Source organism: Buttiauxella agrestis (assembly GCF_900446255.1).
Taxonomy (GTDB): domain Bacteria; phylum Pseudomonadota; class Gammaproteobacteria; order Enterobacterales; family Enterobacteriaceae; genus Buttiauxella; species Buttiauxella agrestis.
This window is the reverse complement of sequence record NZ_UIGI01000001.1, coordinates 555,858-578,677: the sequence shown is the minus strand read 5'-3', so window position 1 is coordinate 578,677 and position 22,820 is coordinate 555,858. Positions and strand designations below refer to the sequence as shown.

The window sequence follows — 22,820 nt, the reverse complement described above, 5'->3', positions numbered from 1 at the left end:
CTCTTAACGATTACGGCCTAGTTTCACCGCTTTCAGCACCACAAATTTCTTGTTGGTGGCAACGGTGTCGCAGTTACCGAAGATCTTTTTCAGTTTGTGATAGTAATCCAGATGGCGGTTAGCAACGATGTACAGCTCGCCGCCATTTTGCAGACAACGACGCGCATGGTGGAACATTTCCCACGCCACCTGATCGGTCAAAGAGTGCTGTTGATGGAACGGCGGGTTACACAGAATCGTGTTAAAGCGGTACGGCTCCACACCTGACAATGCGTTGTTAATCATAAACTCGCAACGATCCAGGTTTTCCGGCATGTTGGTTTCAACGTTCAGACGGCTTGAGGAAACGGCCATCGGTGACTCATCAACAAATACCACTTTCGCTTCTGGGTTTTGCTCAAGCAGATGCAGGCCAATCACGCCATTACCGCAACCTAAATCGACAATTTCACCTTCCAGATTGGTTGGCAAATTCTCGATAAAGAAGCGTGCGCCGATATCCAGACCGGTGCGGGAAAAGACGTTTGCGTGGTTGTGAATCGTCCACGGCGTGCCTTCCAGCTTCCAGCTCAGGGTTTCTGCGGTGTCTTTCAGAACCGGTGCGCTGAACGTTGCGTTGATCAAACGCGCTTTTTTCCACGCCAATGTGGTGGTGGTCGGCCCGATGATTTTTTCGAACAACTCGATAGTGGAGTTGTGAATATCACGCGTTTTAGCACCCGCAATAATGCGAGTTTCAGGCGTCACGACTTCATGCAGGGCGCGCAATTGCTGTTCGAGCAAAGCTAAGGTTTTAGGGATCTTAATCAGAACCACGGCCGGAGCTTGCGGATATTTCGCAGTGCTATCGAGGAACGTGACGTTGGACTCAACGATGCCGTTCTCGCGCAGGTTCTCACGGATAGCCAGTTCGCTAAGATACGAGTCGCTGATGCTATATGGCTTGTGTTCAGCCAGCACGCAAGACAGCGCCCCGAAATTGTCATTAAAAATCAGGACCGGGCCACTGATTTCGATTTCGTCCAGTTGCTGCAAAAGATAATCATCGGCAGCTTCCCACGCCTGTAGTGGGTTAACGTCGTCCGTTTCTGGAAAACGTTTTAGTGTCAGTGAACGGAAACCGTTGTCTAATTGGCTCATCGGCCCTCCTGGATGGTAAAATTTCGGCTAATCCCCGAATGGGGGCGTGAGTATACCCTTTTTTTTCCAAACTGCCTTTTGAAAGACGTCAAGCAAGAGAGAACTCATGAGCAATTTAACTTATCTGCAGGGATATCCGGAACATTTGCTCTCGCAGGTTCGTACCCTGATTGCGGAACAACGTCTGGGCGAAGTGCTGCAAAAACGCTACCCGGATACGCACAACATCACCACCGACAAAGCGCTGTATGCCTGGACGCAAGATTTGAAGAACCAGTTTCTGCGCAATGCGCCGCCGATTAATAAAGTGGCGTATGACAGCAAAATTCATGTGCTGAATAATGCGTTGGGTTTGCACACGGCGGTGTCGCGCGTTCAGGGAAATAAGCTGAAAGCTAAAGCGGAGATTCGCGTGGCAACGGTGTTTAAAAATGGGCCAGAAGCCTTTTTACGCATGATTGTGGTTCACGAGCTGGCACACCTGAAAGAGAAGGATCACAACAAGGCGTTTTACTCGCTGTGCTGCCATATGGAGCCGCAATATCATCAGCTTGAGTTTGATACGCGGCTTTGGTTGACGCAAATGGCGTTAAGTGGCCAGGCTTAACCGGGGAAAAGGGTGGATGACGCTAGCGCTTATCCACCCTGCAAAATCGACACAATCACTTCATTCCTGCAAACACCGCCGCAATCGCCACCGCACCGGGGTCTTTCACCCCATTAAGGTTTTCGCTGTTCACGTATGATGAGCGCCCGGCGTTAGCTTTTTGCATCTGCGCGGTAGCTTCTGCCCCTTTATTCGCAGCCGTCACCGCAGCACTGAGGTCGCTGTTTTTCAAGGCTTCGAGCGCGGGCTGCAACGCGTCGATTAGGGTGCGATCGCCTAAATCAGCGCCGCCGTAACGTTTCATCTGCTCAAGCCCAAACAGTAAAGCGTTGGCAAGAGGCTGCTTTTTAGCGACTTCCTGCCCGCTGGCGGTAAAGAAAATCGACATCAACACGCCGCTCGAACCGCCCATGACCGTGGCTAAACGCTCGCCTATTAATTCCAGCAGTGCCGCCGTGTCGTTTAATGGCAGCTTGCCGTCATCGTTAAGCTGCGCGATTTCCCTCGCCCCCAGCGCGAACGTCGAGCCGGTATCGCCATCGCCCACTTTGGCATCCAGCGCATTCAATGCATCTTCCTGCTCGATAAGCGTGCGGGTAATGGTGGCGACCAGCGCTTTAACGGCGTCGTTTTCCGACGGTTTCGCATGGGTTCCGCCGTGGATCACGCGGTGCTTTTGCAGCGGCATTGGGTCGAGTTTCACCAGCGGTTGCCAGCCCGCAGTTTCAACATCGGCCTGCAACGCTTCGATAAATGTCTCATTAAGCGCGATGGCAGAAAGCGAGAACCCTTTCATATCTAAGGCAGTCACCAGTGCGCCTGGGCCAATCAAATAGTCGATTTGCTCTTTGAGTTCTGAATGCACCAGCTCTTTCGTCAGCAGGGCCATTTCCAGCGCAGATGTTCCGCCAAGGTTATTGATAAGCACCGCAAGCCGGGCTTTCGGCCCCGTTGCCTTACGCAGCTGTTTAACTAACGCGGTAATCGTCTTCTGGCTGTTTTGGCTATCAACTGTGCTGGCTCCAGGCTCGCCGTGAATCCCGAGGCCCAACTCAACATGACCTTTTTTGATGCGCCCTTCTTCATCATTCTGACCCGGCAGATTGCAGGTTTGCATGGCGACACCCATGCTGGCAATGCTGTCGCAAGCAAGTTGCGCGATGTCTCGAACATCGCTTAATGACTTGCCCTGCTCTGCGGCATAGCCCGCAATTTTGTGCACTAAAATCGTTCCGGCAATGCCTCGCGGCTGTTTATTGTCGGGCAGCGAAATATCATCGCCGACGATAACCATCTCGACTTTCAGCCCATGCTTTTTAGCGCGTTCAGCGGCGAGGCCGAAATTCAGACGATCGCCGGTGTAGTTTTTGACGATGAGTAGACAACCCCGGTCGCCAGTCACTGCCACAATCGCGTTCAACACAGCGTCTACACTCGGCGAGGCAAATAAATCGCCACACACTGCCGCAGTTAACATCCCTTTACCGACAAATCCTGCATGTGCCGGTTCATGGCCAGAACCACCACCAGAAATTATCGCGACTTTGCTTTTGTTCCAGTCTTTGCGCACGACGACGCGGATAGCGGGGTCAGTATCTAAACGGGTCAGATTGCGAAAACGAGAGCTGATGATGACGCCTTCAATGGCGTCGTCGACCATGTGCTTACGGTCGTTAAAGAAGAATCTGGACATAGTTTCCCAATAATAAGTAATACATATGCAAAGCATAGCCTTTGCTGCGAGAGCTGCCGCAATCCTGGATTTTGGCTAATGACGAACGTCTGCCGCTTGCTATGCTTATGGAAATGTCGCCACAGGGAATTCATCATGATTGCGCCGCTCCTGATTGCCAGAACCACCGAACAAGAACTGCATTTGCTGCCCAGTATGGCGAACCGTCATGGGCTGATAACCGGCGCTACAGGTACAGGTAAAACTGTCACGCTGCAAAAGCTGGCCGAATCGTTTTCCGAAATTGGTGTGCCGGTATTTATGGCGGATGTTAAGGGCGATCTCACCGGCGTTGCACAAGCTGGCGTCGAGTCTGAAAAGCTGCTCGCAAGGCTTGCAAAAATCGGTGTGAATGACTGGTCGCCACATGGTAATCCAGTGGTGCTGTGGGATATCTTCGGCGAGAAAGGCCACCCGGTGCGGGCAACGGTTTCTGACCTCGGGCCACTCCTGCTTTCACGGTTACTCAACCTCAACGACATTCAGGCCGGGGTGCTGCAAATCATCTTCCGTATTGCTGACGATCAGGGCCTGTTACTCCTCGACTTCAAAGATCTACGCGCGGCGACTCAGTATATCGGCGATAACGCCAAATCATTCCAGAACCAATACGGCAATATCAGCAGTGCGTCTGTCGGAGCCATTCAGCGCGGGTTGTTGCAGCTTGAACAACAAGGTGCCGAGTATTTCTTTGGCGAGCCGATGCTGGATATCAAAGACTGGATGCGCACCGATGCCAACGGCAAAGGCATTATCAATATCTTATCCGCCGAAAAGCTCTATCAAATGCCGAAGCTGTATGCTGCCAGTTTGCTCTGGATGTTGTCAGAAATCTATGAGCAGTTGCCCGAAGCGGGGGATCTGGAGAAACCGAAGCTGGTGTTCTTCTTTGATGAAGCCCATCTGCTGTTTAACGATGCGCCGCAAGTGCTGCTCGATAAAATCGAGCAGGTGATTCGCCTGATCCGTTCTAAAGGCGTTGGCGTTTACTTTGTCTCCCAGAATCCATCAGATATTCCGGATACGGTGCTGGGGCAGCTCGGTAATCGCATTCAACATGCACTGCGCGCCTTTACTCCCAAAGATCAGAAAGCGGTGAAAGCCGCGGCGCAAACCATGCGTGCTAACCCTAAATTTGATACTGAAAAAGCGATTCAGGAGTTGGGTACAGGCGAAGCTCTCATCTCTTTGCTGGATGAAAAAGGCAGCCCGACGGTGGTCGAACGCGCAATGGTGATCGCCCCTTGTTCACGTATGGGGCCAGTGACTGACGATGAACGAAATGGGCTGCTGAACCACTCGCCACTGTACGGGAAATACGACGAAACCGTTGACCGTGAATCGGCTTATGAGCGCCTGCAACAAGGTGTTCAGGCCGCAGGCGAGCAACAAAATGCACCACCCGTGAAAGGCGAATCAGTAGCCGTTGATAACGGTATTCTTGGCGGGCTGAAGGATATTCTGTTTGGCACCACCGGGCCACGCGGCGGCAAGAAAGATGGCGTCGTGCAAACCATGGCGAAAAGCGCTGCACGCCAGGTGACGAATCAAATTATACGCGGTGTGTTGGGGAGCATTATGGGCGGGCGTAAACGATAAATCTTGTATGGAACTCTTCCCCTAAGAAAAGAGTTCCATACATAATAACAATATCTTATGAGCGCTTCATCATTAACCATAAGCTAATGAGGAAGAACGTGGCACTTGGCAACAACGCACCGAGAATCGGCGGAATGTTATACACCAGGCTTAGTGGGCCAAAGATTTGGTCGAGCACGTAGAACACGAAACCGAAGCTGATACCGGTGACAACACGCACACCCATTGGCACGCTACGCAGCGGCCCGAAGATGAACGACAGAGCCATCAGCATCATCACCGCAACAGAAAGCGGCGCAAAGATTTTGCTCCACATATTGAGCTGATAACGCCCGGCGTCTTGCCCGCTGGACTTCAGGTACTTCACGTAATTGTGCAGGCCGCTTATCGAGAGTGCATCCGGGTCCAGAGCAACAACACCTAGCTTGTCGGGCGTGAGTTTGGTTTTCCACTCACCGCTCACAGTCTGAGCACCGGTAATTTGTTTCTCATTGCTCAGGTTAGATTCATCAACCTGAGACAATCGCCATACTTTATGTTCCGCATCGTACTGTGCGGAGGCGGCATAGCGAACCGATTGCAACCGACGATCCTGGTTAAAGCTGTAGATGCTGATGCCCGCGAGGTCGTTGTCGCTTTTCACGCGTTCGATATAGACGAAGTTCTGGCCATCTTTTGCCCACAAACCTTGCTGCGTGGTTAACAACGAACCGCCGTACATTTGCTGTGCGCGGTAGTTACGCGCCATTTGTTCGCCTTGCGGGGCAACCCATTCACCAATCGCCATCGTCAGCAATACTAACGGAATCGCCGTTTTCATTACTGACAATGCAATTTGCAGACGCGTAAAACCCGATGCCTGCATGACAACCAGCTCACTACGTTGCGCCAGCATCCCCAACCCCAGCAATGCACCAAGCAGTGCAGCCATTGGGAAGAAGATTTGAATGTCTTTTGGCACACTCAGAACGGTATACACACCCGCACCTAAAGCGGAATAACTGCCCTGCCCGGCTTTTTTGAGCTGGTCGACAAACTTAATAATGCCCGACAGCGACACCAGCATGAACAATGTCATCATGATGGTGGTGAAGATGGTTTTACCGATATAACGGTCGAGAACACCAAACATTTATGCCGCTCCTCGTGTTCTGCTAAAGCGCGCACGTAGCTGGCGCATCGGCACCGTGTCCCACACGTTAAGCACCACTGCGATGGCAAAATAAACCAGGTTAACCAACCACATCCAAATCATCGGGTCGATTTTCCCCTTCGCCGCGTTAGATTTCAGCGAGGTCTGAAGCAGGAAGAAGACCAGATAGAGCAACATGGCAGGCAACATAGAAAGCACACGCCCCTGGCGCGGGTTGACCACGCTTAACGGAACCACCATCAATGCCATAATAAATACGGTCACAATCAGCGTTAAACGCCAGTGCAGTTCGGCTCGCGCATTCGGCGCATCGCTTGCCCATAAAGTACGTAGGTACATCTGACTGGAATCATCAGGGTCAAGCGCTACGGTCTGGTGCCCTACAATCGCCTGGTAATCCTGGAAGTCGGTAATGCGGAAATCGCGCAATAACGCGGTCCCTTCAAAGCGTGTGCCGGTGTTTAGCGTGACAACCTGCGAGCCGTCCGGGCGTTGAGATAACTGGCCGGAATCTGCCACCACCACGGAAGGGCGCGCATTGCCTTTCGGGCGTAATTGCGCAAGGAACACATCTTTGAAGCTGGCGCCGTCTACGCTTTCAATAAACAGCACAGAGTTACCGTCCGTCGCTTGCTGGAACTGCCCCTGAGCGAGTGCCGCCATTCCAGGGTTAGCCTTGGCTTCCGCCAACACTTCGTCCTGGTGACGAGAGGACCATGGTCCTGCCCACATCACGTTGACGGTTGCGACTACGCCGGTAAAGAGTGCGAGAATCATTGCAGCTTTGATAAGCACCGCTTTACTCAAGCCACAGGCATGCATTACCGTGATTTCACTCTCGGTATACAAACGGCCAAGCGTCATGAGTAGCCCAAGGAAAAGGCTAAGAGGCAGGATGAGCTGCGCCATTTCAGGCACACCCAGTCCTAAAAGGGAAAATACGAGATTTGTCGGAATTTCGCCGTCAACCGCCGCACCCAGTATCCTGACCAGCTTCTGACAAAAAAAGATCAGCAGCAGGATGAAAAGGATCGCAAGTTGGCTTTTGAGCGTCTCCCGAACCAGATATCTTATGATAATCACATTAAATACGCCTGTGAAAACGAGTCTTTTTGCAGGAAAATCGCTTGTTTCATCGCTTATACGTCATTTATTCTCTTGAGTCGTCGAAAACATCGCTAAGATTAAAAAGCCCGGCATGATTCTGGCGCAGGGTGATTTAAATGACGTCGCCGAAACTGTAAAAACATACTCGTAAGATTAACACGAAGTCATCGCAACCGCGGAGATGAGTTACGAAAGCTTGCAATTCTAGCCGTAGCCACCGCCGTTGTCTTTAAGATTCAGGAGCGTAGTGCATGGAGTTCAGTGTAAAAAGCGGTAGCCCCGAGAAACAGCGTAGTGCCTGCATCGTTGTGGGAGTCTTTGAACCGCGTCGCCTGTCCCCGGTCGCCGAACAACTCGATAAAATCAGCGATGGCTACATCAGCGCGCTTTTGCGCCGTGGTGAGCTTGAGGGAAAACCCGGTCAAACTTTATTGCTTCACCACGTTCCGAACGTGCTCTCCGAGCGCATTCTGCTGATTGGGTGTGGCAAAGAGCGTGAGCTGGATGAACGTCAGTATAAGCAAGTTATCCAGAAAACAATTAATACTCTAAATGATACTGGCTCGATGGAAGCCGTTTGCTTCCTGACCGAACTGCACGTTAAAGGCCGCAACACTTACTGGAAAGTACGCCAGGCAGTGGAAACGGCAAAAGAGTCTTTGTATAGCTTCGATCAGTTGAAGACCAACAAAAGCGAGCCACGTCGCCCGCTGCGTAAAATGGTCTTTAATGTGCCAACTCGCCGCGAGCTGACCAGCGGTGAACGTGCGATTCAGCACGGTCTGGCGATTGCTGCGGGCATTAAAGCCGCGAAAGATTTGGGCAATATGCCACCAAATATCTGTAATCCTGCTTACCTGGCTTCTCAGGCACGTCAGTTAGCGGATGCTTTCAGCAAAAACGTAGTGACTCGCGTGATTGGCGAACAGCAGATGAAAGAGCTGGGCATGCACTCTTACCTCGCGGTAGGGGATGGTTCCCAGAACGAATCGCTGATGTCCGTCATCGAGTACAAAGGCAGCACCGATCCTGAAGTGCGTCCAATCGTGCTGGTGGGTAAAGGCCTGACGTTCGACTCCGGCGGTATTTCCATCAAACCTGCCGAAGGCATGGACGAGATGAAATACGACATGTGCGGTGCCGCTTCTGTTTACGGCGTGATGCGCATGGTAGCCGAACTGAATCTGCCGATTAACGTGATTGGCGTGCTGGCAGGCTGTGAGAATATGCCTGGCGGGCGTGCATATCGCCCAGGCGACGTGCTGACTACCATGTCCGGCCAGACGGTAGAAGTGCTGAACACTGACGCAGAAGGCCGCCTGGTGCTGTGTGATGTGCTGACCTATGTTGAGCGCTTCGAGCCAGATGTGGTTATCGACGTGGCGACATTGACCGGCGCGTGTGTGATTGCCCTTGGCCATCACATTACCGGTTTGATGTCTAACCACAATCCGCTGGCGCACGAGCTTATCGGCGCGTCCGAACAAGCGGGTGACCGTGCGTGGCGTCTGCCAATCAGCGATGAGTATCAGGATCAACTGGAATCCAACTTTGCTGATATGGCAAACATTGGTGGCCGTCCTGGCGGCGCAATTACCGCAGCCTGCTTCCTGTCGCGCTTTACCCGTAAGTACAATTGGGCGCACCTGGATATCGCAGGTACGGCATGGCGTTCTGGTAAAGCCAAAGGTGCGACTGGCCGCCCGGTGGCGCTGTTGTCACAATTCTTGTTGAACCGTTCAGGGTTTAACGGCGAAGAGTGATTTACGCCCTCACCCTCTCCTCCGGGAGAGGGTAAAACCCATTACCTGGAAAAAGCTGGCTCAATGAAAAACGCGACGTTCTACCTGCTCGACAACGACACGCCTTCCGGTGAGTTGAGTGCCGTTGAAGCGTTGGTTTGTGAACTGGCGGCAGAAAGCTTTCGCGCAGGCAAGCGCCTGCTGATTGCATGTGTTGATGAACAACAGGCTATCCGTCTGGATGAAGCACTCTGGCAGCGCGATGCGCACGCATTTGTCCCTCATAATCTTGCCGGTGAAGGGCCACGTTATGGCGCCCCGGTGGAACTGGCCTGGCCGCAACGACGTGGAAGTTCACCACGCGATGTGCTGATTAGCCTGTTGCCGCAGTTCGCAGATTTTGCCACCGCTTTCCATGAAGTGATAGACTTCGTACCTTACGAAGACACTCAAAAACAACTGGCCCGCGATCGCTACAAAGCCTATCGCGTTGCTGGTTTCCACTTGACTACGGCGACTCATACCCCGCCGGGAACGACATAGCAGACAATGGAAAAGACATATAACCCGCAAGATATCGAACAGCCGCTTTACGAGCATTGGGAACAGCAGGGCTACTTTAAGCCAAATGGCGATACCAGCCAGGAAAGCTTCTGCATCATGATCCCGCCGCCGAACGTTACCGGCAGCTTGCATATGGGTCACGCCTTCCAGCAAACGATCATGGACACCATGATTCGTTACCAGCGCATGCAGGGTAAAAACACCCTGTGGCAGGCGGGGACTGACCACGCCGGCATCGCAACGCAAATGGTCGTTGAGCGCAAAATTGCCGCCGAAGAAGGCAAAACACGCCATGATTATGGCCGTGACGCCTTTATCGACAAAATCTGGCAATGGAAGGCAGAGTCTGGTGGCACCATCACCCGTCAGATGCGTCGTCTTGGCAACTCCGTAGACTGGGAGCGCGAGCGCTTCACCATGGACGAAGGCCTGTCCAACGCGGTGAAAGAAGTGTTCGTTCGCCTGTACAAAGAAGATTTGATTTATCGCGGCAAGCGCCTGGTAAACTGGGACCCGAAACTGCGTACCGCGATTTCCGATCTGGAAGTGGAAAACCGCGAGTCCAAAGGTTCCATGTGGCACCTGCGTTATCCGCTGGCTGACGGCGCGAAAACCGCTGATGGCAAAGATTACCTGGTTGTCGCGACTACCCGTCCGGAAACCGTGCTCGGTGATACCGGCGTGGCAGTAAACCCGGAAGATCCGCGCTATAAAGATCTGATCGGTAAATTTGTGGTGCTACCGCTGGTTAACCGTCTTATTCCGATCGTGGGCGATGAACACGCCGACATGGAAAAAGGCACCGGCTGCGTGAAGATCACGCCTGCTCACGACTTCAACGACTACGAAGTTGGCCGTCGTCACGCCCTGCCAATGATCAACATTCTGACCTTCGACGGTGACATCCGCGAAACGGCAGAAGTGTTCGATACCAACGGCGAAGAAGCCGATCTGTATAGCAACGAAATCCCGGCTGAGTTCCAGAAACTGGAACGCTTTGCTGCACGTAAAGCTGTTGTCGCTAAATTCGACGAAATGGGTCTGCTCGAAGAGATCAAACCACACGATTTGACCGTACCTTACGGCGACCGTGGCGGCGTGGTTATCGAGCCAATGCTGACCGACCAATGGTACGTGCGCACTGCACCGCTGGCGAAAGTTGCGGTAGAAGCGGTTGAGCAAGGCGACATTCAGTTCGTGCCAAAACAGTACGAAAACATGTACTTCTCCTGGATGCGTGATATTCAGGACTGGTGTATTTCTCGTCAACTTTGGTGGGGTCATCGCATTCCGGCCTGGTACGATGCCGAAGGCAACGTGTATGTCGGCCGCAACGAAGCGGAAGTTCGCGCTGAAAACAATTTAGGTGCAGACGTTGCACTGAACCAGGACGAAGACGTGCTGGACACGTGGTTCTCTTCCGGTCTGTGGACGTTCTCCACGCTGGGCTGGCCTGAGAACACCGAAGCGCTGCGCACCTTCCACCCAACCAGCGTGATGGTCAGCGGCTTCGACATCATCTTCTTCTGGATTGCACGCATGATCATGCTGACCATGCACTTCATCAAAGATGAAGACGGCAAACCACAGGTTCCGTTTAAAACTGTCTATATGACCGGTCTTATCCGTGATGACGAAGGGCAGAAAATGTCTAAGTCCAAGGGTAACGTCATCGATCCACTGGATATGGTTGACGGTATTTCCCTGGAAGATCTGCTCGAGAAGCGTACCGGCAACATGATGCAGCCGCAGCTGGCTGAGAAAATCCGCAAGCGCACCGAGAAGCAATTCCCGAACGGCATCGAACCGCACGGCACCGATGCACTGCGCTTTACACTGGCAGCTCTGGCGTCAACCGGTCGCGACATCAACTGGGACATGAAGCGCCTGGAAGGTTATCGTAACTTCTGTAACAAGCTGTGGAACGCCAGCCGTTTCGTGATGATGAATACCGAAGACCAGGATTGCGGCTTTAACGGCGGCGAAATGGTTCTGTCTCTGGCAGACCGCTGGATTTTGGCGGAATTCAACCGTACGGTGAAAGCATATCGTGAAGCGCTGGACAGCTATCGTTTTGATATCGCTGCTAACATTCTGTATGAATTCACCTGGAACCAGTTCTGTGACTGGTATCTGGAGCTGACCAAACCGGTAATGAACAGCGGCACAGAAGCGGAACTGCGCGGTACGCGTAATACGCTGATCAACGTGCTGGAAGGGCTGCTGCGTCTTGCGCACCCAATCATTCCATTCATCACTGAAACCATCTGGCAGCGCGTGAAAACCTTCAAAGGCATCACCGAAGATACCATTATGCTGCAACCGTTCCCGGCGTATAACAGCGCTCAGGACGATGAAGCTGCGTTTGCCGATACCGAGTGGCTGAAGCTGGCAATCACTGCGGTGCGTAACGTGCGTGCTGAGATGAACATCTCTCCGGGCAAACCGCTGCCAGTATTGCTGCGTAACGTCAGTGCAGAAGCGGAACGTCGCGTAAATGCGAACCGTACCTTCCTGCAAAACCTGGCGCGTCTGGAAAGCATCACCCTGCTGCCTGCTGATGATAAAGGCCCGGTTTCCGTGACCAAAATCATCGAAGGTGCAGAACTGTTGATTCCAATGGCGGGCCTGGTCGATAAAGCCGCTGAACTTGCGCGTCTGGATAAAGAGATGGCGAAGCTGGATGTTGAAATTACAGCCATCGAAAACAAGCTGTCTAACGAAGGTTTCGTGGCGCGCGCGCCAGAAGCCGTTGTCGCAAAAGAGCGCGAACGTCTGGCTGCCTGTGGCGAAGCTAAAGTGAAACTGACCGAACAGAAAGCGACGATTGCCGCACTGTAATTCGTTTCGCTGAAAGTCAAAGGCCGGGAAATTCCCGGCCTTTTTTATGCATGATTAAAAAGCTCTCTCTTGCACCCTTTTTACGAGAGTGCTATTAACTCGCAATATATATTTAAAGGATCTCGAGTCTTATTATGAATATTACCGCTCCGGTTGAAATCGCTCTACGCCGGATAACCGCCCACGACAATGCGGCTATCGCGGGTGTAATCCGCGAAGTCTCTGCTGAATATGGTTTAACTGCCGATAAAGGCTATACCGTTGCAGACCCTAATCTGGATGAACTGTTTCAGGTTTACAGCCAGGCAGGACACGCGTTCTGGATTGTGGAGCTGGACGGCAAAGTGGTTGGTGGCGGAGGCGTCGCGCCGTTAACCTGTAGCGAGCCGGATATTTGTGAATTGCAGAAGATGTATTTCCTGCCGGTGGTGCGTGGCAAAGGACTGGCAAAAAGGCTGGCATTGCAGGCGATGGATTTCGCCCGCGAAGAAGGATTCAAGCGCTGCTACCTCGAAACGACGGCATTCCTGACAGAAGCTATCGCGCTGTATGAACGCTTAGGGTTCGAACATATTACTGAGCCACTGGGCTGCACCGGGCATGTTGATTGCGAAGTGCGAATGCTCAGAACGCTTTAAGTCGGCACGCCACTATGAAAACGGAATTCGCTATCCGGGCTGCTAATTAAAGCGGCCTCGACTTCCCCAAAGAAACGCACCCGATCGCTGATATCTCTCCCGGCAATTTGTTCGGCTAATGCTAAATAATCCTGATAATGCCGGGCTTCTGAACGCAATAGCGACAAATAGAATTTCTGTAGATCGTCATCCAGATGCGGTGCCAGTGCGGCAAAACGCTCACAGGAACGCGCTTCGATATACGCCCCACAAATCAGTTTATCCACCAGCATGACAGGCTCGTGCGTTCGCGTTTCGCTCAGCAAACTTTTGGCGTAACGACTGGCGGTGATTTTCACGTAGGGGATGTTGCGGGCGACCATTATCTCGCGCACCTGCCAGAAGTGATGCAGCTCTTCTTTAATCAACAAAACCATGCTGTCGATAAGCTGCTGGCCCCAGGCGCTGTCCGTTTTGGGCATCACGCTTTTGCTCAGGCTCTTATGAAGTGCGATGAAGTCAGGCTCGGCACCTTCACGAAAAGTAAAATCCTCATACGGCTTTAACCAGTCCAGCAACAGCTGGGCACTGGTTTTATCGGCAACGTATTTGCGAATCAAAAACATCGCAGTTTGCGCAGCTTTGAGTTCGCACACCAGATGGTCTGTCAGCAATAACGGTAAATGCTCCGGCTGACGGGCTTTTTCAATCCAGGTTTCTGGCGTGGGGCAATGCAGGAAATTCAATACCGGGGAGAGGAGTTGCGGGTAGTTCATAAGGGTTATTATTGATCCTTGATGTGCAGCGGCATCACACCGCTGCACGGAAGAGATTAGTGGCGCACGCCGTCGTCGTCTTCGTCGACTTCATCCTCGTCATCGCCTTCTTCACCGTCTTCGCCGTTCGGGTCTTCGAAGTAAGTGCCCCAACCGTCATATTCCACACCGAATTTCTCGGCGAGGTTCAGCAGTTGTTCGACTTGCTCGTCCAGTAATTCAGCTTTCAGCGCAGACTCACTCAGCACGTCACAGCAGATTACTGTTTCACCCTCTTCAACTTCCAGCTCTTCCGGGTCAGTGACTTCGTAACCCATTTTGAATGCTTCAACAGCGGCTTTCTCAAGAGTTTCGAAATCATCTGCGGAAAGGTGATGCTCGATAGTGTACAGCGCATCAGGATCGCTGCCGTCTTCCAGTAATTCTTCAATAATCAAACGCGTTTCTTCGCGTTGCTCTTCCAGCAGTTCTGGATTTGCCATGGCCCTTTCCTCAATTTGTAGGCAGATACTTCTATTTTCACACACGGCTGAGTTTGCCTCCACCTTTCCCGCTAAAGTTTTTACGCGAGGGGTTGCAAATGAATAACCATACATATAAATTGAATTTATATTCAATAAATGGCGTGCGCCATGTGAGGAAAATATGAGTCACTTTTATCAAAAGCATTTTCTGAAATTACTGGATTTCACCCCTGCCCAACTTCACGAACTCCTCGGCCTTTCAGCCAGCCTGAAAAAAGACAAGAAAAAAGGCAATGAAGTTCAGCATCTTACTGGTAAAAACATCGCGCTCATCTTCGAAAAAGACTCGACTCGTACGAGGTGCTCTTTCGAAGTTGCCGCATTTGACCAGGGTGCGCGAGTGACTTATCTCGGCCCAAGCGGCAGCCAGATTGGGCATAAAGAATCAATTAAAGATACTGCGCGCGTTTTGGGCCGGATGTACGACGGTATTCAGTATCGTGGTTTTGGCCAGGAAATCGTTGAGACGCTGGCACAATACGCGGGTGTACCGGTGTGGAACGGGCTGACGAATGAGTTTCATCCAACGCAGTTACTGGCCGACTTACTGACGATGCAAGAGCAATTGCCGGGCAAAACATTCCAGCAGATGACGCTGGTTTACGCCGGTGATGCGCGTAATAACATGGGAAATTCAATGCTGGAGGCCGCCGCACTCACCGGGCTTAACCTGCGCCTGGTGGCCCCACAAGCCTGCTGGCCGGATGAAAAACTGGTAACGGAATGCCAGGCACTAGCGGCTCACAATGGCGGGAACATTACGCTGACGGAAGATATCGCGGCGGGCGTAAAAGGTGCCGACTTCATTTATACCGATGTGTGGGTGTCGATGGGTGAAGCCAAAGAAAAATGGGCTGAGCGTATCAATCTGTTAAGGGCATATCAGGTAAACAGCAAGATGCTGGCACTGACCGGCAATCCTGATGTGAAATTCATGCACTGTCTGCCTGCTTTCCACGATGACCAAACGACGCTGGGCAAGCAAATGGCGGAGCAGTACGGTATGCACGGCGGAATGGAAGTGACAGATGAAGTGTTTGAGTCGGCTAATAGCGTGGTATTTGACCAGGCTGAAAACCGGATGCACACCATTAAAGCGGTGATGGTCGCGACGCTGGCTGACCTTTAATAGTTAATGGCGGAGGGCGCTAGCCATCCGCCACCATCATTGATTACGCCATCAACATCTTCACTACGACTTTACGCACGGTCGCAGGTTTCCCCACCGCACACAACGGTTTGTGCACCTCACCTGGATAGAACACCACAAAATCCCCTTCATTCAGGATCACGGTTTTTTCCTGCTCACCTTCTGGCAAGAATGCGATGTCTTTATCAGCCAGCCAATCAGTTTCAGGTGTGCCCGCAGGCAGACTGCTAAAGGTCATGCCTTCCTGGCCGCGCATCACAATCTGAATGTCCAGGTAGCGCTGGTGAAATTCAGCCGGGCGCTCTGCGATAGGCTGCGTGCTGTCTTCTGAAACCAGCATAAACAGGCGGTTGCCGTCGATATCATGTTTGCCCAGCGGGGTTTCTGGGGTGATGTGCTGTTTAACGTGTTCAATCGCCTGACGCAGTTCTTCCGGAAGCCAGGATTGCAAAGCATGAATGTTGCCGATAATCATAATCAATACCTTTTTGAAACGATGTTTTATTACGATATTTATACGAGCATTCATCTTTTGCCGCCACGAGTTTTTTTAGAAAACCGGTGTTGTCTCCAAAAAATGTACAAACAACTGATTAAAGCCACCGGAGGAAGAGTGAGTAGAGAGATGATTCAAAAAATGGCAAGCAAATAGCATTTATTGCTAACATCACCATCATGAATAAAAATGCACCAACTAATACAAAATAAGCATTCTGATGAATATCACCGCCTGCCTGACATGAAGGAAATTCATTAACAATAGAGCTTCATTTTATTAGCAATTTTAAAGCTCAACCGCTGCCAGCTAAACATTAATGCGATTAATCCCGCTCCAGACGGATTAATTTTTCAAATATTCTCCATTTTGCAATTGATAACTTCACATATTAATAACCCCAATTATTGATAACTTATTCATTAGTTTTCAAATAAAACGATGTTTTGTTATTTACGCAAAAATCAAAAGTGACCGACATCACAGTTTTATAAATTAGCCTGATTACAATAGCCCCGATTTCCAAAAATGAAGGGAAATATAAAATGGAAAATAATAATAAGGCCATGCCGCACATCCGACGTATTACGCATATTATGATGCTGATACATCGTAGCTGCTTTGACTTCCACCTTTTCAACTCTAAGTAATCTCCCCCTAACGGCATCTGCTTTTGCGGATACTCGTTCCTGCTTGTCACCAAACACTGATAAACCCAGTAACCCATTGAACAGGGTTACTATTATCCATTGTTTTGCGTGCGGCATTTGACTATCCAAATTAACAGACAAGCCTGACTGGTGAATCAATCACCTGGCATTTATCGACTCTTATCAATAATTCCATATTAAGAATTATTGCGGGTAGCTATTGCCTTTAAAAAATAATAAAGCATCGGAATCCCATCAGGGAATATCTGACGGCTATGCCATATCTAAATTTTACGCATTACGAACATTAGAGAACATAAGCAAAATGGAAAAATTAAAAATAGCGGTTAATACCAGCACAACTGAATGCTTTAGTACCGATCGCGAAATCGTCGATATTACTCATACTAATTTCACTGATGTGTCTGCTGCTGTTATTTCCGTGAAAGATGCTATCTCAGGGATGTTGAATACTATTGAACAAACGGGCTTCGGCATTCCCATTTTTGTCGCGGTGTGTTGTGAAGAAGAGTTGCCTGCTGAAGTGCTTCCACGCGTCACCGGCGTGTTTGAATTGTGCGATGGAAACGTAGATTTCTACGGTAAACAACTGGAAGCCGCAGCGGTTAAATATGAAAAAGAAGTGCTACCGCCGTTCTTTGGCAGCCTGGTGGAATATGTGCAGCAAGGCAATGCCGCTTTTGACTGCCCAGGGCACCAGGGGGGTCAGTTCTTCCGCCGTCACCCAGCCGGACGCCAATTCTTTGATTACTTTGGCGAAACGCTCTTCCGTTCCGACTTGTGTAACGCAGACGTCTCAATGGGCGATTTACTGATTCACGAAGGCGCACCATGCACCGCACAAATGCATGCGGCGAAAGTGTTTAACGCCGATAAAACCTACTTCGTATTAAACGGGACGTCTTCCTCAAACAAAGTGGTGCTCAATGCGCTGCTGGCACCGGGAGATTTGGTGCTGTTTGACCGTAATAACCATAAATCAAACCACCACGGCGCATTGATTCAGGCAGGTGCCACACCTGTTTATCTGGAAACAGCTCGCAACCCGTTTGGTTTTATCGGTGGTATTGATGCCCATTGTTTTGAAGAAAAATATTTGCGTGATTTAGTGCGCGAAGTGGCTCCAAATCGTGGCGCTGAAAAACGCCCGTTCCGCCTGGCAGTTATTCAGTTAGGCACTTACGACGGCACCATTTATAACGCGCGTCAGGTTGTCGATAAGATTGGTCATTTGTGCGACTACATCTTGTTTGATTCAGCATGGGTAGGTTACGAGCAATTCATTCCGATGATGAATGACTGCTCACCGCTGTTGCTCGAACTAGATGAAAACGATCCAGGGATTCTGGTGACGCAGTCTGTGCATAAGCAACAAGCGGGCTTCTCCCAAACCTCACAAATTCATAAAAAAGATAAACATATCAAAGGCCAGGATCGTTACGTGAATCATAAGCGGATGAACAACGCGTTTATGATGCACGCCTCCACCAGCCCGTTCTATCCGTTGTTCGCAGCCCTGGACGTCAACGCCAAAATGCACGAAGGCGAAAGCGGTAAACGCATGTGGATGGACTGCGTAAAAGTGGGGATTGAGACGCGTAAGCTGCTGTTAAAACTCTGCAAACACATTCGCCCGTTCGTGCCAGAAACAGTCGAAGGCCGCAAATGGGAAGATTTTGATACTGAGGTGATGGCGAACGATCTGCGTTTCTTTAATTTCATCCCCGGCGATCGCTGGCACTCATTTGAAGGCTACGCAGAGCATCAATATTTCGTTGATCCTTGCAAACTGATGCTGACCACGCCAGGTATCAACGTTCAAACCGGTGAGTACGACAAGTTTGGTGTCCCTGCGACCATTCTCGCCAATTTCCTGCGCGAGAACGGCATTGTGCCGGAAAAATGCGACCTGAACTCCATTCTGTTCCTGATGACGCCTGCGGAAGATATGGCAAAGATGCAGCATCTTGTTGCCCAGATTGCACGTTTTGAACGCCTGATTGAAGAAGATGCGCCACTCTGCGACGTTCTGCCCTCCATCTACAAAGCCTACGAAGAACGTTACCACGGCTACACCATCCGCCAGCTGTGCCAGGAAATGCACGATTTGTACGTCAGCCATGACGTGAAACAGCTGCAAAAAGAGATGTTCCGTAAGGCTCACTTCCCGAAAGTCGTGATGAATCCTCAACAGGCAAACATTGAGTTTGTGCGCGGAAACGTTGAATTAGTGGCGTTATCGCAGGTTGAAGGTCGCATCGCCGCTGAAGGTGCTCTGCCCTATCCTCCTGGCGTTTTATGTGTGGTTCCAGGGGAAATCTGGGGCGGCTCTGTGCAGCGTTATTTCCTGGCGCTGGAAGAAGGGATCAATTTGTTACCTGGCTTCGCGCCGGAGTTACAAGGGGTTTATATCAAGCTGGATGAGGACCGCAAAAAACGCGCTTATGGCTATGTTATTAAACAATAAATTTGAAATCAAAAAGCGTCAGGGTTACTGGCAAAAATTGATTCTTCCATAAAAAAAGAAACAGCGAAGAAGCGTGACGTTGCCGGTTCTTCGCTACTCAAAATTATTAAAGGAACAGATTATGAGTAAGACTAACAACAAAATGGGCGTCGTTCAGCTCACGATTTTAACCGCGGTAAACATGATGGGCTCAGGGATCATCATGCTGCCGACTAAATTAGCGGAAGTGGGGACGCTGTCGATAATTTCATGGTTAGTGACCGCTTTGGGTTCGATGGCCCTGGCTTACGCGTTCGCGAAATGCGGGATGTTTAGTCGTAAATCAGGCGGGATGGGCGGCTACGCAGAGTATGCCTTTGGCAAATCTGGCAACTTTATGGCGAACTACACCTACGGGGTTTCGCTGCTGATTGCCAACGTCGCGATTGCTATCTCAGCCGTGGGTTACGGCACCGAATTACTCGATGCAACCTTATCCCCAATCGGGATTTGTGTCGCCACGATCGGCGTATTGTGGCTCGCCACGGCGGCAAACTTTGGCGGCGCACGCATTACCGGACGTATCAGCGGCGTCACCGTCTGGGGCGTGATTATTCCGGTATTGGGGATTTCAGTCATCGGCTGGTTCTGGTTTAGCCCGACTTTATATATGGAGTCCTGGAACCCGCACCACCTTCCTGTTTTTGAAGCAGTCGGTTCTTCTATCGCCATGACGCTGTGGGCATTCTTAGGTTTGGAATCGGCCTGCGCAAATACTGATGTGGTGGAAAATCCTGAGCGTAATGTGCCTATCGCGGTACTCGGCGGCACGTTGGGCGCGGCGGTTGTTTATATTATTTCTACCAACGTGATTGCCGGTATCGTGCCAAACATGGACCTGGCCAATTCAACCGCACCGTTTGGTTTAGCCTTTGCGCAGATGTTCACACCTGGCGTAGGTAAAATCATCATGGCGTTGATGATTATGTCTTGCGTCGGTTCGCTGTTGGGCTGGCAGTTCACCATCGCTCAAGTGTTTAAATCCTCTGCTGATGAAGGCTATTTCCCTAAAGTCTTCTCCAAACTGACCAAAGCCGATGCGCCTGTAAAAGGCATGATTGTTATCGTGCTTATCCAGACTGGGCTGTCGTTAATGACCATCAGCCCATCGCTGAATAAACAGTTCAACGTGCTGGTTAACCTGGCGGTAGTCACCAATATTATCCCTTACATCCTGTCGATGGCGGCGCTGGTGATTATCCAGAAAGTGGCGAATGTGGCACCGAACAAAGCGCGCATTGCCAATATCTTCGCGTTCATTGGTGCGATGTATAGCTTCTACGCCCTGTATTCATCTGGTGAAGAAGCGATGATGTACGGCGCCATTGTGACGTTCCTCGGCTGGACGTTGTATGGCCTGATTTCACCGCGCTTTGAACTGCGCAATAAGAATGCCTGAGAGCCACGCCTTCGGCGGGATTTAATGCGGATAAGTATTCACAGCAACCGATTGCTAACAGGCAAAATATGTGAATTATTCGCTTGAAGTGTCCTCTTACATGCGTATAATGCGCCACAATTTGCCGGAGGAAACATGGTCCAGTGTGTTCAAAAAAATGCCACACAACGTCGTCTGAAAGACGGCGCTAACCTGTTTTTCTTTCCGTTGCTTCAATCAATTCCAAAGGCCCCTCATTGAGGGGCTTTTTTTTTGCCCGACGCCCGAGAGCAGGAGATAAACATGGCTAACCCCCTATATCAGAAACATATCATTTCCATAAACGATCTCAGTCGTGAAGAACTTGAACTGGTGTTGTCTACTGCGGCAAAACTGAAAGCCAATCCGCAACCTGAATTACTCAAACACATCGTTGTTGCCAGCTGCTTCTTTGAAGCATCAACGCGCACGCGCCTCTCTTTTGAAACTGCTATTCATCGCCTGGGTGCATCGGTAGTCGGGTTCTCGGACAGCAGCAATACTTCGCTGGGCAAAAAAGGCGAAACCCTGGCCGATACCATTTCGGTTATCAGCACGTATGTTGATGCCATTGTGATGCGCCATCCGCAAGAAGGTGCGGCGCGCCTGGCGACGGAATTCTCAGGTAATGTACCGGTGCTCAATGCGGGCGATGGCGCGAACCAACACCCAACACAAACGCTGCTGGATTTGTTCACCATTCAGGAAACGCAGGGCCGCCTGGAAAACCTGAATATCGCCATGGTCGGTGACCTGAAATATGGCCGCACCGTGCATTCACTGGCGCAAGCGCTGGCGAAATTCGAAGGCAACCGCTTCTACTTTATCGCACCAAATGCGCTGGCGATGCCGAAGTACATTCTCGATATGCTGGACGAAAAAGGCATTGAGTGGAGCTGCCACGAAGCCATCGACGATGTGGTCGGTGAACTGGATATTCTGTACATGACTCGCGTGCAGAAAGAGCGCCTGGACCCGTCGGAATATGCCAACGTAAAAGCTCAGTTTGTGCTGCGCGCCGCAGATTTGATTGATGCCCGCACCAACATGAAAGTGCTGCACCCGCTGCCACGTGTTGATGAAATCACCACCGACGTTGATAAAACCCCACACGCCTGGTATTTCCAACAGGCAGGCAACGGTATTTATGCCCGCCAGGCTCTGCTGGCGTTAGTTTTGCAACCTGAACTGGTTTGAGTGAGAGGAAGATTAAGATGACACACGACAACAAATTACAAGTTGAAGCGATTAAACGCGGCACCGTTATCGACCATATTCCTGCGCAGGTTGGTTTTAAATTGCTGACGCTGTTCCAGTTAACGGAAACCGACCAGCGCATCACCATCGGTCTGAACCTGCCTTCACGCGAACAGGGCCGTAAAGACCTGATTAAAATAGAAAATACCTTCCTGACAGACGAGCAAGTCAATCAACTGGCGCTGTATGCACCGCACGCCACGGTAAACCGAATTGATGAATATGAAGTGGTAGGTAAAAGCAAACCGAGCCTGCCTTCGCGCATCGATAAAGTTCTGGTTTGCCCAAATACCAACTGCATCAGCAGAAGTGAACCGGTTCATTCTTCATTTGCAGTGAAAAAGCGCGACGAGAACATTAGCCTCAAATGTAAATATTGTGAGAAGGAGTTCTCACATTACGTTGTGCTGGCAGATTAATCATTGCTGCTAAGGCTGTCATCCCTATAATGGACGGGAGCTTTATCACTTCTCATAAGGAATGAAAATGTCTTCTCGTACCATTAGCACCGAAAACGCACCTGCAGCAATCGGCCCATATGTTCAGGGCGTTGATCTTGGCAGCATGATTATCACTTCTGGTCAGATTCCTGTTGACCCGAAAACGGGCAGCGTGCCGGAAGATGTGGCAGCACAAGCGCGCCAGTCTCTGGAAAACGTGCAGGCGATTGTTGAAGCGGCTGGCCTGAAAGTAGGCGATATCGTTAAAACGACCGTTTTCGTGAAAGATCTGAACGACTTCGCGACCGTAAATGCGACCTACGAAGCTTTCTTTAATGAGCACAAAGCGACCTTCCCTGCGCGTTCTTGCGTGGAAGTCGCTCGCCTGCCAAAAGATGTGAAGATTGAAATCGAAGCGATTGCCATTCGCCGCTAACGAGCCAATCATAAGGCCGCATTTGCGGCCTTAAATTTTTATCAC

General features: G+C 50.8%; 21 protein-coding genes. 14 read left to right on the top strand and 7 right to left on the bottom strand.

Annotation, left to right across the window (positions count from 1 at the left end):
- Positions 1-3: 3 nt before the first annotated feature.
- Complete coding sequence (gene rlmG / locus DY231_RS02875) at positions 4-1,140, bottom strand: 23S rRNA (guanine(1835)-N(2))-methyltransferase RlmG (protein ID WP_115627202.1); 1,137 nt, start codon at positions 1,138-1,140, stop codon at positions 4-6.
- A 106-nt stretch (positions 1,141-1,246) separates the two neighbouring features.
- On the opposite strand from rlmG, the gene DY231_RS02870 reads away from it, so the two are divergent.
- Positions 1,247-1,747, top strand: coding sequence for a M48 metallopeptidase family protein (locus DY231_RS02870; RefSeq protein WP_115627201.1), 501 nt, complete (start codon positions 1,247-1,249; stop codon positions 1,745-1,747).
- 55 nt (positions 1,748-1,802) lie between these two features.
- Here DY231_RS02870 and DY231_RS02865 read toward each other — a convergent pair whose 3' ends face one another.
- Positions 1,803-3,440, bottom strand: a complete 1,638-nt coding sequence (locus DY231_RS02865) for a glycerone kinase (protein WP_115627200.1) — start codon at positions 3,438-3,440, stop codon at positions 1,803-1,805.
- 135 nt (positions 3,441-3,575) lie between these two features.
- On the opposite strand from DY231_RS02865, the gene DY231_RS02860 reads away from it, so the two are divergent.
- Positions 3,576-5,078, top strand: a complete 1,503-nt coding sequence (locus DY231_RS02860) for a helicase HerA-like C-terminal domain-containing protein (RefSeq protein WP_115627199.1) — start codon at positions 3,576-3,578, stop codon at positions 5,076-5,078.
- 55 nt (positions 5,079-5,133) lie between these two features.
- On the opposite strand, the gene lptG is transcribed toward DY231_RS02860, so the two are convergent.
- Both lptG and lptF read right to left on the bottom strand, forming a co-directional pair.
- Positions 5,134-6,210, bottom strand: a complete 1,077-nt coding sequence (gene lptG / locus DY231_RS02855) for an LPS export ABC transporter permease LptG (protein ID WP_115627198.1) — start codon at positions 6,208-6,210, stop codon at positions 5,134-5,136.
- Entirely contained in the window at positions 6,211-7,314 is a 1,104-nt protein-coding gene (gene lptF, locus DY231_RS02850; RefSeq protein ID WP_115627197.1) for an LPS export ABC transporter permease LptF, read from the bottom strand. It lies immediately after the preceding gene.
- A gap of 275 nt (positions 7,315-7,589) precedes the next feature.
- On the opposite strand from lptF, the gene pepA reads away from it, so the two are divergent.
- From pepA to DY231_RS02825, 4 genes are all read left to right on the top strand, one after another.
- Positions 7,590-9,101, top strand: coding sequence for a leucyl aminopeptidase (gene pepA / locus DY231_RS02840; RefSeq protein WP_034498761.1), 1,512 nt, complete (start codon positions 7,590-7,592; stop codon positions 9,099-9,101).
- Between the two features lie 63 nt (positions 9,102-9,164).
- Positions 9,165-9,623 (top strand): DNA polymerase III subunit chi, encoded by a 459-nt coding sequence (locus tag DY231_RS02835; RefSeq protein WP_034459595.1) that lies wholly within the window; start codon positions 9,165-9,167, stop codon positions 9,621-9,623.
- Positions 9,624-9,629: 6 nt separating this feature from the next.
- Entirely contained in the window at positions 9,630-12,485 is a 2,856-nt protein-coding gene (locus DY231_RS02830; RefSeq protein WP_115627196.1) for a valine--tRNA ligase, read from the top strand.
- A 134-nt stretch (positions 12,486-12,619) separates the two neighbouring features.
- Positions 12,620-13,123 carry a GNAT family N-acetyltransferase gene (locus DY231_RS02825; RefSeq protein WP_115627195.1) on the top strand — a complete coding sequence of 168 codons (504 nt, stop codon included), beginning with the start codon at positions 12,620-12,622 and terminating at the stop codon, positions 13,121-13,123.
- Here the strand turns inward: DY231_RS02825 and miaE are convergent.
- Both miaE and rraB read right to left on the bottom strand, forming a co-directional pair.
- A complete protein-coding gene (miaE, locus tag DY231_RS02820; RefSeq protein ID WP_115627194.1) occupies positions 13,120-13,878 on the bottom strand; it encodes a tRNA isopentenyl-2-thiomethyl-A-37 hydroxylase MiaE in 759 nt (252 codons plus the stop codon). The genes DY231_RS02825 and miaE overlap by 4 nt on opposite strands.
- Positions 13,879-13,934: 56 nt before the next feature.
- The gene (gene rraB / locus DY231_RS02815; protein ID WP_034498767.1) at positions 13,935-14,360 is read right to left on the bottom strand and encodes a ribonuclease E inhibitor RraB; all 426 of its coding nucleotides are present in this window, start codon (positions 14,358-14,360) and stop codon (positions 13,935-13,937) included.
- A gap of 98 nt (positions 14,361-14,458) precedes the next feature.
- On the opposite strand from rraB, the gene argL reads away from it, so the two are divergent.
- Positions 14,459-14,527, top strand: a complete 69-nt coding sequence (argL, locus tag DY231_RS25670; RefSeq protein ID WP_410374052.1) for a putative translational regulatory protein ArgL — start codon at positions 14,459-14,461, stop codon at positions 14,525-14,527.
- Complete coding sequence (gene argF / locus DY231_RS02810; RefSeq protein ID WP_115627193.1) at positions 14,524-15,531, top strand: ornithine carbamoyltransferase; 1,008 nt, start codon at positions 14,524-14,526, stop codon at positions 15,529-15,531. Before argL ends, argF begins: the two co-directional genes overlap by 4 nt.
- 43 nt (positions 15,532-15,574) lie before the next feature.
- Here argF and DY231_RS02805 read toward each other — a convergent pair whose 3' ends face one another.
- Positions 15,575-16,027, bottom strand: a complete 453-nt coding sequence (locus tag DY231_RS02805; RefSeq protein ID WP_115627192.1) for a NanQ anomerase/TabA/YiaL family protein — start codon at positions 16,025-16,027, stop codon at positions 15,575-15,577.
- Positions 16,028-16,593: 566 nt separating this feature from the next.
- Between DY231_RS02805 and speFL the strand changes: the two genes are divergently transcribed.
- From speFL to ridA, 6 genes are all read left to right on the top strand, one after another.
- On the top strand, positions 16,594-16,698 hold the full coding sequence (gene speFL / locus DY231_RS02800; protein WP_115627191.1) for a leader peptide SpeFL: 105 nt from the start codon (positions 16,594-16,596) through the stop codon (positions 16,696-16,698).
- A 325-nt stretch (positions 16,699-17,023) separates the two neighbouring features.
- Positions 17,024-19,186 (top strand): ornithine decarboxylase SpeF, encoded by a 2,163-nt coding sequence (gene speF / locus DY231_RS02795; RefSeq protein WP_115627190.1) that lies wholly within the window; start codon positions 17,024-17,026, stop codon positions 19,184-19,186.
- A 121-nt stretch (positions 19,187-19,307) separates the two neighbouring features.
- Positions 19,308-20,624 carry a putrescine-ornithine antiporter gene (gene potE, locus DY231_RS02790; RefSeq protein ID WP_034498774.1) on the top strand — a complete coding sequence of 439 codons (1,317 nt, stop codon included), beginning with the start codon at positions 19,308-19,310 and terminating at the stop codon, positions 20,622-20,624.
- 282 nt (positions 20,625-20,906) lie between these two features.
- Positions 20,907-21,839 carry an aspartate carbamoyltransferase gene (gene pyrB / locus DY231_RS02785; protein WP_115627189.1) on the top strand — a complete coding sequence of 311 codons (933 nt, stop codon included), beginning with the start codon at positions 20,907-20,909 and terminating at the stop codon, positions 21,837-21,839.
- Positions 21,840-21,856: 17 nt separating this feature from the next.
- A complete protein-coding gene (pyrI, locus tag DY231_RS02780; RefSeq protein WP_034498777.1) occupies positions 21,857-22,318 on the top strand; it encodes an aspartate carbamoyltransferase regulatory subunit in 462 nt (153 codons plus the stop codon).
- 67 nt (positions 22,319-22,385) lie between these two features.
- Complete coding sequence (gene ridA / locus DY231_RS02775; protein WP_034498778.1) at positions 22,386-22,775, top strand: 2-iminobutanoate/2-iminopropanoate deaminase; 390 nt, start codon at positions 22,386-22,388, stop codon at positions 22,773-22,775.
- The last annotated feature ends 45 nt before the right edge of the window (positions 22,776-22,820 follow it).